This window comes from Salipiger sp. ABF4_146 (assembly GCF_056161345.1).
Genome location: NZ_JBSWYX010000008.1, coordinates 70,262 through 82,017, shown reverse-complemented (window position 1 = coordinate 82,017; position 11,756 = coordinate 70,262). Strand labels below are relative to the sequence as shown.

The 11,756-nt window shown below is 66.0% G+C and carries 13 protein-coding genes; 8 read left to right on the top strand and 5 right to left on the bottom strand.

The genetic code is table 11. The features are described 5' to 3' along the window. Positions 1–14: 14 nt before the first annotated feature. The 3 genes from ACXAJT_RS13115 to ACXAJT_RS13105 all read right to left on the bottom strand — a co-directional run bounded on the left by ACXAJT_RS13115 (position 15) and on the right by ACXAJT_RS13105 (position 3,111). Positions 15–1,025 carry a TAXI family TRAP transporter solute-binding subunit gene (locus ACXAJT_RS13115; protein ID WP_475235937.1) on the bottom strand — a complete coding sequence of 337 codons (1,011 nt, stop codon included), beginning with the start codon at positions 1,023–1,025 and terminating at the stop codon, positions 15–17. Positions 1,026–1,092: 67 nt separating this feature from the next. Next, a complete protein-coding gene (locus ACXAJT_RS13110) occupies positions 1,093–2,124 on the bottom strand; it encodes a LysR substrate-binding domain-containing protein (RefSeq protein WP_475235934.1) in 1,032 nt (343 codons plus the stop codon). A gap of 42 nt (positions 2,125–2,166) precedes the next feature. Beyond that, positions 2,167–3,111: a nucleoside hydrolase gene (locus tag ACXAJT_RS13105; RefSeq protein ID WP_475235931.1), complete on the bottom strand. Its 945-nt coding sequence runs from the start codon at positions 3,109–3,111 to the stop codon at positions 2,167–2,169. A gap of 87 nt (positions 3,112–3,198) precedes the next feature. Here ACXAJT_RS13105 and ACXAJT_RS13100 point away from each other — a divergent pair, with 87 nt between their 5' ends. The 7 genes from ACXAJT_RS13100 to ACXAJT_RS13070 all read left to right on the top strand — a co-directional run bounded on the left by ACXAJT_RS13100 (position 3,199) and on the right by ACXAJT_RS13070 (position 8,911). Further along, on the top strand, positions 3,199–3,978 hold the full coding sequence (locus tag ACXAJT_RS13100) for a GntR family transcriptional regulator (protein ID WP_475235928.1): 780 nt from the start codon (positions 3,199–3,201) through the stop codon (positions 3,976–3,978). Positions 3,979–4,070: 92 nt separating this feature from the next. Then, a complete protein-coding gene (locus ACXAJT_RS13095; RefSeq protein ID WP_475235926.1) occupies positions 4,071–4,940 on the top strand; it encodes a carbohydrate ABC transporter permease in 870 nt (289 codons plus the stop codon). Beyond that, a complete protein-coding gene (locus tag ACXAJT_RS13090; protein WP_475235924.1) occupies positions 4,937–5,782 on the top strand; it encodes a carbohydrate ABC transporter permease in 846 nt (281 codons plus the stop codon). Before ACXAJT_RS13095 ends, ACXAJT_RS13090 begins: the two co-directional genes overlap by 4 nt. Positions 5,783–5,792: 10 nt before the next feature. Then, complete coding sequence (locus ACXAJT_RS13085; RefSeq protein WP_475235923.1) at positions 5,793–6,803, top strand: ABC transporter ATP-binding protein; 1,011 nt, start codon at positions 5,793–5,795, stop codon at positions 6,801–6,803. A gap of 40 nt (positions 6,804–6,843) precedes the next feature. After that, positions 6,844–8,163, top strand: coding sequence for an ABC transporter substrate-binding protein (locus ACXAJT_RS13080; RefSeq protein ID WP_475235920.1), 1,320 nt, complete (start codon positions 6,844–6,846; stop codon positions 8,161–8,163). A gap of 254 nt (positions 8,164–8,417) precedes the next feature. Continuing rightward, positions 8,418–8,639, top strand: a complete 222-nt coding sequence (locus tag ACXAJT_RS13075; RefSeq protein ID WP_475235917.1) for a hypothetical protein — start codon at positions 8,418–8,420, stop codon at positions 8,637–8,639. Positions 8,640–8,650: 11 nt separating this feature from the next. Beyond that, entirely contained in the window at positions 8,651–8,911 is a 261-nt protein-coding gene (locus ACXAJT_RS13070; RefSeq protein ID WP_475235915.1) for a hypothetical protein, read from the top strand. Between the two features lie 161 nt (positions 8,912–9,072). On the opposite strand, the gene ACXAJT_RS13065 is transcribed toward ACXAJT_RS13070, so the two are convergent. Then, complete coding sequence (locus ACXAJT_RS13065) at positions 9,073–9,945, bottom strand: DMT family transporter (protein WP_475235913.1); 873 nt, start codon at positions 9,943–9,945, stop codon at positions 9,073–9,075. Further along, entirely contained in the window at positions 9,946–10,629 is a 684-nt protein-coding gene (mnmC2, locus tag ACXAJT_RS13060) for a tRNA (5-methylaminomethyl-2-thiouridine)(34)-methyltransferase MnmC2 (RefSeq protein WP_475235912.1), read from the bottom strand. 51 nt (positions 10,630–10,680) lie between these two features. Here mnmC2 and ACXAJT_RS13055 point away from each other — a divergent pair, with 51 nt between their 5' ends. Then, positions 10,681–11,733, top strand: coding sequence for an NAD(P)/FAD-dependent oxidoreductase (locus ACXAJT_RS13055; RefSeq protein ID WP_475235910.1), 1,053 nt, complete (start codon positions 10,681–10,683; stop codon positions 11,731–11,733). Positions 11,734–11,756 lie beyond the last annotated feature (23 nt).

Genomic DNA, 11,756 nt, shown 5'->3' with positions numbered 1-11,756 from the left:
TACCGGGGCGCGGATCACTCCGCTTTCAGAGCGTCCGGGATCGCGATGCCCTGTTCTTCGTAGTAGCGCGCGGCGCCGGGGTGGACCGGCATGTTGGCGCCCGCAAAGGGATCGTCGGTGTTGATCCGTGCCAGCAGTGCGTTGGCCGACTTCATCGCATCAAGGTTCTCGAAGAACGATTTGGTCAGCGCATAGGCCGCGTCGTCTGAAAGGTCCTTGTTGGCACCCATCATCATCACGGTGACAAAGAACTTCTGATCGGTGTCGCCGTTGACCTGCCCCTGATAGGTGCCGGCGGGGGCCACGTCGGTGCGCACGGCCTGTTCGGTCAGAAAATCGGCCCAGCCGTCGCTGGCGATGACCTCTTCGGGAACGCCGAGAATGCGGATGTCGCGCTGCAGGCTGAGTTCCTGCACCGACTGCTGACCGACGGCGGCGGACATGATGTACATGTCGAACTGGCCGTCCTGAAAGGCTTGACTGGAGGCCTCCCACGGCAGGCGGATGCCCTCGTAGTCGGTGCCATCCTCGAAACCGCCGCTGGCCTCGCGCACCATGCCGCGGGCCTGATTGGCCGCAGCGCCAGCGGGCGGGCCGACGTAGACGCGCTTGCCCTTGATGTCTTCCCAGCTTTCGATGCCGCTGTCGGCCCAGACGATGGGATGGAACGAGCCGCCCGGGAAGGTGAACAGCATGCGCATGTTGCTGGCAAAGGCCTTGGCCTGATCGCCCGCCTTGGCGTAGGGGCCGGCCCCGCGGGTCATCGCGCCATAGGCGGGCGGCGGCACCACCGCCAGATCGAGCTGCCCGGCGCCGACCTTCATCGCCGAGCGTGTCAGCGCCTGACCCAGAGAGACCTGCAGGTCATAGCCCGCGTCGCTGGTAAACTGCGCCCATGTCTGCGGCACGATGCCGGTGAGAGAGGCGCTGCCGCCGCCCTCGATGCCCAGCGTCTCGGCGCTGGCGGGTAGGCTGGCAGCGGCCAGCGCGACCGCGGCCGTCATGAGTTTCAGGGTCTTGAACATCCGTTCTCCTCCGGTTCGGAATTCTCTCCTCTGGGGGCTGACACTATATCATGCGCGCGGGAATGACCTATTCCTTCTTGGCCTCTTTCATATCAATATTGGTATGAAGTGGGGCGCGTGACAGGCGCTCGCGGAACATGCTTTGTAGCAGTCGCATCGCGGCCCCCTCCTGCACGCCCGGCAAGGTCGTCAGCCCGACCGGGCCCTTGAGCGCCTCGTCGCGGATCGGCAGCAAGACGACTTCGCCCGCGGCACGCGCATCGGCGACCAGCGCCTCGACCGTCACTACCACATGACGCGCGGCGCGAATGGTCTTGTTGATAAAGCCCGCGTCGATCGACTCGATCTCGAAATCCGGCGCGACGACCCCGCTTTTGAACAAGAACCGCTCTAGCTCCTGCCGGATGATGGTGCCGGGGATCGGGGCCAGCATCGGCTGTTCGAGCAATGATCTGAGGTCGATGCGCGCGTCGCTCTGCGCCAGCGGATGCTCGGTGCCAACGGCAAACACGATGGACTCGTCGTAAAGGTGCTGAAAGCTCAGCCCATGCATCGCGGTGGAATCCGACAGCCGCCCGATCACCAGATCAAGCGCCCCCTGCCGCAGCCGCGCCAGCAGATCGGCGTTGGAGCCCGAGACCACCCGGACCGTGGTGCGTGGGTAGATCTGCTGAAAATCTTCGATGATTGCGGGCAGGGTGAGGCCGCAGACGTTGGGCAAAGCGCCGATTCGCAGCAATTCGCGCGCGCCGCCCATGTCCTGTGTCGCCTGCAGCCCTTCGGTCAGCAGCGCCATCGCCGCTTCGGCGGCGTCGAACAGTTTGCGCCCATGCGCGGTCAGGACCGCGCCGCGCTGCGAGCGGTCGAAGAGCGTGGCATCCAGCGTCGCCTCAAGCTCGCGGATCGAGCGCGAGACCGCCGGTTGCGTCAGGCCCATCACATCGGCTGCGGCCATGAAGCTGCCATTCTGGGCAACCTCGATGAAGCAGCGGACCTGCCGAAAACGGACCTTGCTCAGTAATCGTGCCGGGGTGTCGATCGCGGGCCTCCCAATCTGCGCTCCCGTCTGATTTATCCTCAGGCGGGGCGCAAAGGCCATCGCGGATTGTGCTGGATGAGCCGAGGGAGGCGGCGCGATCGCTCAGCAGAAGGCGTCGACGATCTCGTCCATGAAGGCGGTGAAGTCAAAATCTTCCACCACGTCCAGCGCCGACAGGCCCTCCCAGCTGAAGTTCTCGCGCCGCTCGACGATGGTCTGGCCGAGGGTGATCGGGCTCTGGCACTCGATCAGCACGCGCAGCGGGGCGATGCGGGTCCATTCGGGATGCAGCGCCGTGGCGATGGCCACCGAGTCGATAAGTCCGCAGTATGTGCCATGGCCGCGACGTTCCACGAAATCGGTGACCTCGCGCAGCAGCCGGGCCTCGGGGCGCGGTGACGCCTCGAGCTTCGCACGGTGCGCTTCGGTCAGATGCAACTCGCGCCGTGTGGTAACGTCGAGGCCGCACGCTGTGAAGGTGAAGCCCGCTTCCAGCACGAGACGCGCCGCTTCGGGGTCGACATAGACGTTCCACTCGCTCGCCGGGTTGTCGCCGGTGGCGCGCTGGGTGCCCGAGGCATGCAGACCGAAGGCACCGTAGATCGCGGTGAGGCTTTTGACCTTCTTCGGCAGGTCCGGGTCCTTGATCAGCGCCAGCGCGATGTTGGTCATCGGCCCCAATGCGGCGATCTCCAACTGGCCGGGATAGGCGTTTGCCATCTCGATGATCATGTCGGCGGCAAAGCGTGGGTCGAGCGGGCGGGTGCTGGCGGGCAGCGCCATCTCGGCCAGCCCGTCGGAGCCATGCGAGAATGGATCGCGCGGGTAGGGGCGGGTAAGCGGTTTCAGCGGACCCTGCGCCACGGGAATGCCGGGCGCATCGATCAGGTCGAGCAACTGGCGGGCATTGCGTGCGCACACATCGGCGGTCAGGTTGCCCGAGACGGTGGTGATGGCCTTCAGGTCGAAGGCGCCCGAGCGCAGCGCATAGGCGATGGCGACGGAATCGTCGATGCCGGGATCGCAGTCGATCAGAAGGGGACGCATGTGAGCTCCAATAGGTATTAAACGTAATACCTCATATTTTCATTTTGCTGCAGACGCAATACTGTGGCCGCAGCAGAAGGAGCCCCCATGCCAAGCCGACCCGATCCCAAGCTTGAGTTTCAGCCGGTGAACCCCGACTCGCCGATCCCGGCTTACCTGCAGGTCGAGGATGATTTGCGGCGTTCGATTCAGGCGGCGATGGCCCCCGAGGGAACGCGTCTGCCGCGCGAGATCGAACTGGCCGAGGCGTATGGCGTCAGCCGCGTGACTCTGCGCAACGCGCTGCGGCGGCTGGAAGCGGCGGGGTTCATCGAGCGGGTGCATGGGCGCGGCACCATCGTGAAGGCGCAGCCCGCGCCGCTGGAGATCGACCTGACGCTGATGCAACCGATCTGGCAGCAGATACAGGCGCAGGGCGAGCGCAGCGTGATTTCGTTCCTATCCCGCGAAACCTGTAGCTTGCCTGCTTCCGTGGCCTCCGGACTGGATCAGCCGGAGGGGGCGCAGGGCTTTCGGCTGGTGCGTCTTGTCTCGGCTGATATCCGGCCGCTGGTGATCAACACCAGTTGGCTGCCCGCGGAACTGATGCCGGGCTTCGATCCACACGCACTGCTCAACAATTCTGTGTGGAGCACACTGTCCGAAGCGTTCAGCCTGACGCCGTCGCGCTCGCGCAATCGGGTTGGGATGATCCAGTTGTCGAATGATCAGGCGGTCTTGCTTCAACGGCCGCTCGGCTCGCACGGGATCGAAATGGAATCGATCACCTTCGATCAGAATGGCCGCGCCATCGAACTGTCGCGCCTGGTGTGGGGCGATGCGGTGCGCCTGACGCTGAACTCGGCGCCGATGGCGCGCGAAAGCTGACGTCGGGGCGTTGACAAGAGTAGAAGGGTATTAATAATAATACCTCGCAAAGCCCACCCCAAGGATTCCCCGACAGGAGAGCCGGACGCATCATGCGCGCCAGTCCGAGACATCATTCCAGCCTGTTCTGGTTCTGCCTGCCCGCGCTGCTTCTGTCGGTATCGGTCATCGCGCTGCCGGCCATCGCGACCTACGCCATGTCGCTCACCGATTGGGATGGCGTTTCGGAGCCATGGTATATCGGGCTGGAGAACTATGCCGACCTGTTCGACGATCGAAGCTTCTGGCGCACGCTGGTCAACAACGGTCGCTGGCTGATCATCTTTCTGACCATTCCCATGGCGCTGGCCCTGTTCGTCTCGGCACTGCTGACGACGCGGCGCAAGGCGGCGGCGGTCTATCAGGCGATCTTCCTGCTGCCCTTCGTGATCTCGCCGGTCGCCAATGTCGGCATCTGGATGAATGTGATCCTCGACAACAACGCCGGGCTTCTGGGCTGGGTCGATCGCACGATCACCCCCGTGGGCTACCCGCTCGGCGATCCCGACACCGCGCTCTACACGGTCGCGGCGGTCAATATCTGGAGCTTCTGGGGCTACCTGACGGTGATCCTCTTTGCCGCCATGCGCCAGACACCAGAGGACCAGCTGGAAGCGGCCTATCTGGAAGGAGCCAACGCCTGGCAAATCTTCCGCGAGGTGACGCTGCCCAACATCCTGCCTACGGTGGCGCTGCTGCTGGCGCTGGTCACGATCCTGAGCTTTCTGAACTTCGACTACGTCTTCCTGATGACCGGCGGCGGCCCCGCCGGCTCGACGGAGATGCTCTCTACGCTGGCCTATGGCTTTGCCTTTCGCACTTTCGAAGTGGGCAAAGCGGCCGCCGTGGCGGTGGTGATGAGCGGGTTCGGAATCCTTGCGTCCTTCGCCTACATCTTTGTCAGCCGCGAGGCGCTGAAATGAGCGTGGCGCAGCCTCATGCCCCGCGCCGCGCCGGTCGCTACGCGGGCTCGGTGATCCTGCTGCTGCTGGTGGCGGCGGTGCTGTTCCCCCTCGCACTGATGACACTCAACGCACTGAAGACCCATGCCGAGGTCGTCAGCAATCCGCTGGCGCTGCCGCAGGCCCCCAGCCTTGATGCCTTTGCCCGCGCGTGGACGACAGGGCAGTTCGGCCATGCGCTGGTCAACTCGGTGATCATCACCGCCGTCACCGTGGCGCTGACCACGGGCACCGCGGCGATGGCGGCATGGCCGCTGGCGCGCAAGGCGGTGCGTGGCTGGCGGATCATCATGCTGTATTTCCTCGCCACCGTGGCGGTGCCGATCCAGCTGTTCCTGTTTCCGCTGTTCTTCGTCTACGCCAAGCTTGGCCTCGTCTCGAACCCGGTGGCCACGGCGGTGATCCTGTCGGCGGTCAACTTGCCGGTGGCAATCCTGCTGCTGCGCAGCTTCGCGCTGTCGATCCCGGTGGCGCTGGATGAGGCCGCCTACATGGAAGGCGCGGGCAACTGGCTGGTTTTCAGGTTGGTGATCCTGCCGCTGATGCGGCCCGGCCTTGTCACCGTGGCGATCCTCACCGGCTTCAACGCGTGGAACGAATATCTGATCACCCAGACCTTCCAGCAAAGCCAGTCGAGCTACACCGTCATGCTCGCCTTCCTGTCGATGAACAGCGAGATCGCCGCCGATAAATCGCTGATGATGGCGGGCGCCGTCATCGTCATCGCGCCGCTGCTCATCTTCTTCCTTCTCATGCAACGCCTGTTCGTCGACGGGGTCACCCGCGGCGCCGTCAAGGGATGACCCGCCCCATATGTCGCAGTTGACGCTCTCCGAGATCCGCAAATCCTATGGCGAGACGGAAGTGATCCGCGGCCTCGATCTCGCCGTCGAGGCGGGCGAATTCATCGTCTTCGTCGGCCCCTCGGGCTGCGGCAAGTCCACGCTGCTACGCACGATTGCCGGGCTTGAGGGCATCGACACCGGCCGCATCGAGATCGCCGGGCACGACGCCACGCGCCTGCCGCCGGTCGAGCGCAACGTGGCCATGGTGTTTCAGGGCTACGCGCTCTATCCGCATCTGACGGTGGCCGAGAACATCGCCTTCGGGCTGAAGATCCGCAACATTCCGAAATCGCAGCGCCGCGCGCGGGCCGAAGAGATCGCCCGGCTGCTGCGTCTCGAGCCCTATCTTGATCGGCGTCCCGCGGCGCTGTCGGGCGGGCAACGCCAGCGCGTCGCCATCGGTCGGGCGCTGGCCCGGAGCCCCGAGATCTTTCTCTTCGATGAGCCGCTGTCGAACCTTGATGCCGAGTTGCGCGTCGAGATGCGCATCGAGATCGCCCGGCTGCATCGCGAACTGGGCAACACGATGATCTATGTCACCCATGATCAGACCGAGGCGATGACGCTGGCCGACCGCATCGTGGTGCTGAACGGCGGGCGGATCGAGCAGGTGGGCCGTCCGCTGGACCTTTACAACGACCCGGCCAACGCATTCGTCGCCGGGTTCATCGGCTCGCCCAAGATCAACCTCGTGGAGGTTGGGCGACTGCCGCTGCCGCAGGCGCCGCAGGGCGCAGCACAGATCGGCGTCCGCCCCGAGCATCTGCGTATCGACCCCGAGGGGCCGATCGAGGCGTCGGTTCTGTTTACCGAGGACCTCGGCAACCTTGGCTTTTCCTATCTCGACGCGGGCGGCACCCGTCTTTGCGTCGAAACCCGCGGTGCGCGGCCCGCGCCGGGTGACAGGCTGAGGCTCTCGGCCGATCCCGGGCATTGCCTCAGCTTCGATGCCCAAGGCGAGCGCCTGCGGCGCGTCTAACCTCCTCCCAAAAAATCCACCTCCCAACAGGACCCCTCCCATGACCCGCTCCACCCGATTTACTCTTCTGGCCACCACCGTCGCCCTGCTGCCGCTGCAAGCGGCGGCGCGCGAGACCGTCACGCTCTGGTTCTGGGGCGCCTCGCCCGAGTACCGCGAAGCGCTGGAGACCACGCTGGTCCAGCCCTTCTACGAGGCGCAGGACGCTTATGATCTGGTGATCGAGTACAAGAACGACGTCGACAACGATGTGCGCGTTTCGGTCATGGCGGGCGAGGGGCCCGACATCGTCTACACCTCCGGCCCGTCGTGGGTGTCGCCGCTGGCCAAGGCTGGCAAGCTGGCCGACCTCAGCACCTATGCCGAGCAGTTCGGCTGGGCCGACCGGATCGTGGCGCCGTCGATGCAGGCCTGCACCCAGCAGGGCGGGCTTTACTGCATGACCCCGTCGCTGGTCTCGGACGGCATGTTCTACAATGCCAAAGTGCTCGAAGAGAACGGCTGGGAGGTCCCGCGGACCGGCGCCGAGTTGGAAGAGATCATGCAGGCCGCGCAAGAGATGGGCATGTACGCCTCGGCGGTCGGCAACAACGGCTGGCAGCCGATCAACGAGAACTACTCCTCGACCTTCATCAACCAGTTCGTGCCGCCCGCCGAGCTTGAAGAGATGCTCACTGGCGAGGCCAGCTTCGACAGCCCGCAGATGCTGGCGGCGATGGAAGAGCTGAACCGCTACTACAAGGCCGGCTACCTCGGCGGCGATGACTATTTCTCGCTCAACTTCGACAGCTCGATCTCGGCGCTGGCGGATGAACAGACGCCGTTCTTCTTTGCCCCCTCCTTCGCGTTCCAGTGGGCGATGAGCTATTTCACCGGCGAAAAGGCCGATGACATCGGCTGGGCCGCTTTCCCGCAACTGTCGGACGACGTGGCCTATCCGAACTACTCGGTCGGCGCCGCCTTCGCGCTGTCGGTCAACGCCAGTTCGGACGTCATCGACGGTGCGGCGCAGGTGCTCGACATGATCATGTCGGAGCGTTTCGCGGCTGATATCGCCAAGGTCTGGCCGGGCTATTGGTCGATCCCGCTGCAGAATTTCCCCACCGATCCCGAGGCGACCGGCGTGGTGAAGGCCTATTTCGACGCTGCAACCGCCGTGTCGGGCGCGGTGGCGGACGGCCGGTTTGGCTACAAGGTGCAGACCTTCTTCCCGGCCAAGACGACCGACGTGCTGGTCAAGGACGTCGAAGCGATGTGGCTCGATCAGGAGACCCCGGAAGAGGTCGTGGAGACCACCGCCAAGACCTTCGGACGCGAGCTGAGCCGCGGCCTCGTGCAGCAGATCCCGGCGCAGCAGTAAGCGGTTTTCGGCGCCCTGAATGGACGGGCCCCGCCAAGGCGGGGCCTTTCTTTGTGTGTGCTTCGGATGATCCCTGCGGGGCTTCGCGCGGAGCGACCGGCATGGACCCACGCGAACTGCGGCAAGCAGTCGGCGCGCGGTCCGGGTGTTTCTGTCACTGGTCGAAGTCGGCGAAGCTGAGAAGCTGGCGGCGTCCGGGTTTGTCCCGCGGGTTTCACCTGCGCCGCACGGGCGCGGGAAGGGGATGCGGACCCATGGACCAGAAAACAGCCATCGTCAGCGGCGCGCCACGCGGCATCGGGCTTGTCATCCCAAAGCAGGTCTTGGACGAGGGCCGCGAGGCGGCGATGATCGACCGCGATGCCGAGGGCTTTGGCTGTCTCGACGCGCCGGTGAACAATGCGGGCGCCAGCGTCAGCATCGCCTCGATCTCGGGCTTGCGTGCGCCGAGACTGCAAGGGGCTATGGCAGCTTGAAGCCCGGCGTGATGCAGTTGGCGCAGCGGCAGACGGTGGGGCTGGGCGCGGATGGCATTCGCGCCAAGCGCGCCATGGTGGTGCATGCGCCCGTGATCATTGCCGCCTGTCACGCTGCGATCCCGCTCGACCGTTACGGCTCGGAAGATGAGGCCACCAGTGTGATTGTCGTCCTGCGCTCGCGAAAGGCCAGCTACGTGGCGGGACAGGGCATCGTGTCGAATGGCCGGGTCCTGCCGATCGGTGTGGGGCTGCCGACGCTGCGCGTCTGATGGGCGGTGCGTGGGGCGGCGATGCCGGGGGTGCGTATTTTTGAAGAGAAGAAGCAGGGGGGCGGGCGGCTTTGCGCGCACTTTCCCCCCACGTTGCCGCAGTGCCGGGGATTGGATGGGGAGCCCTTGCAGCGGCGGGCGCGGCTGCCGAAGGCACGCGCCTAGCCGCGTTCGGCCTTGCGGGCCCGGATCAGCGTGAAGATGCCCGCGCAGACGATGATCGCCGCACCGAGCGCCACATTGGGTCGCAAGGTCTCGCCGAACGCCAGCATTCCGAGCGCCGAGGCGAAGACCAGTTGCAGGTAGGCGAAGGGCTGCACCGCAGAGGCCTCGGCCACCTCGTAGCATTTGATCAGCGTGAAATGCCCCGCTGCGCCCGTGACGCAAAGCGCGGCCATCATCGCCCAGTTCGGTGCGCTCATCGGCTCCCAGAACCACATGCCGATCAGCGTGGCGGTGGCAACGCCCACGGTGCCGGTCCAGAAGAACGAGGTCGCGGCGCTGTCGGTGCGCGCCACGCGGCGGGTGAGCAGCCCGTAGAGCGCGAACATCAGTGCCGCGAGAAGTGGGATCGCGGCGAGCGGCGAGAATACCCCGCCCGAGGGTTGCAGGATGATCAGGATGCCGACGAAGCCGATGCCGATCGCCGTCCAGCGCCGCCAGCCGACCTTTTCGCCCAGCACCGGCCCCGACAGCGCCGCGATGAGCAGCGGGTAGCAGGCGAAGACGGCGTGGCTTTCGACGAGGCCAAGGTAGACGAAGGCCGAGACCATCACGCAGATCTCCAGCACCAGAAGCACCCCGCGAAAGGCCTGCAGCATGGGCTGGCCGCTTTTGACGGCGGCGCGCAGCCCGCCCTTGTGTCGCGAGGCCAGCGTCAGCACGAAAAGCGCAAAGAACCAGTAGCGCACCATCGTCACCATGTAGACGTTGGTGGCCTCCGACAGATGCCGCGACAGCCCGTCCTGCACCGAGAAGATGAAGGTGGTCAGCACCATCAGCCAGATGCCGAGGCGGGTGTTCTGCTGAGCCATTCAGGGCATCCCTGCGATCGGCATGCGGGCGACGGTCATATGCCGCTTGCGGCCGTGGCCCGGCTGGCGGCTGACCTCGAAGCCTGCTTCGGCCAGTGCCCGGCGCACGTGCCCCGCGGCGGTGTAGGTGGCGGCGCTGCCGCCCGGCGCGGTGTGGCGGGCGACCTCGGTCATCAGATCAGGTCCCCAAAGCTCGGGGTTCTTGGCGGGCGAGAATCCATCGAGGAACCACGCGTCGGCCTGCTGCCGCCATGCCGGGAGGGTCTGCCGCGCATCGCCCTCGACCATGGTGAACTGCAGGTCGGGCAGGGTGATCTCGCGCGCGTTCCGCTGCCAGTGGGGGGCCAGCTCGGCGGCGATCTCCGAAAGCTCGGGAAAGGCGGCCTGCGCGCGCAGCATGTCCTCGGCGCCCAGCGGAAACGCCTCGAAGCTGGTGAAGCGCAGCGTGCCGGGCACGCCCGCCTCGCGCCACAGGGCCAGCGTGGCCAGCAGGTTCAGCCCGGTGCCGAAGCCAAGCTCGGCGACCTGAAAGCCATCGGCCAGCCGCGTCGGCAGATCATTGCCCGCGAGAAAGGTGTGGCGGGTCTCGGCAAGGCCGTTTTCCAGCGAGTAATACGGGTCGTCGAAGCGTGGCGAGACCGGGACGTCTCCGTCCCGCCACTCGGGGGTGTCGGGCTGGCTCATTCTGCGCACCTGTCCTAGAACTGTGATCCTACATGAAGCGGAGAGATCGGAATGGCAAGCGGGCAGAACAGCGTGGATGTGACGGTGCGGGGGGCGGGCATTTTCGGCCTGTCGATCGCATGGGTCTGCGTGCAGCGCGGTGCGAAGGTGCGGGTGGTCGATCCGATTGGCGCGGGGGCCGGGTCCAGCGGCGGGCAGGTTGGGGCGCTGGCGCCGCATGTGCCCGAGAACTGGAACCCCAAGAAGGCCTTCCAGTTTGACAGCCTACTGATGGCCGCCGGGTTTTGGCAGGGCGTCGAAGAGGCTGGCGGGATTTCCTCTGGCTATGGCCGTCTTGGCCGCTTGCAGCCATTGGCGGACGACAAGGCGGTGGAGCTTGCCCGCGGCCGCGAGGCGACGGCGCGGCAGCTCTGGGGGGACCACGCGGTGTGGCAGGTCATCGCGGCCGAGGAGGCGGGGGCTTGGGCACCGGTGTCGCCGACCGGGCTGTTGGTGCATGACACGCTGACCGCGCGGATGAACCCGCGCCGTGCCTGCGCCGCGCTCGTCGCCGCGCTGGCGGCGCATGGTGTGGAGGTGGTGCCCGAGGCAGAGGATCGCGGGCAGGTGCTCTGGGCTGCGGGCTGGCGTGGGCTGGAGGATCTGTCGCAGGCGCTTGGCAAGCGGGTGGGCACCGGGGTGAAGGGCCAGTCGGTGAGCCTGCGCTATGACGCGGGCGAGGTGCCACAGCTCTTTGCCGGTGGTCTGCATGTGGTGCCGCATTCGGACGGTACCGTGGCGATTGGCTCGACCTCCGAACGGGAGTTCGACGATCCCACCGCCACCGACGATCAATGCGACGATCTCATTGCCCGCGCCGCGCTTGCCGTGCCGGCGCTGGACGGAGCCGAGGTGATCGAACGCTGGGCCGGGGTGCGCCCGCGGGCGCGCAGCCGCGCGCCGATGCTGGGCGCTTGGCCGGGACGCGAGGGGGTGTTCATCGCCAACGGAGGCTTCAAGATCGGATTTGGCATGGCCCCGAAGGTGGCGCAGGTGATGGCCGATCTGCTGCTCGAGGGGCGCGACGCGATTCCCGAGGGCTTTCGCGTCGAAGACTCGCTCTGATCGCCTTGGACTTCCCGACTGCA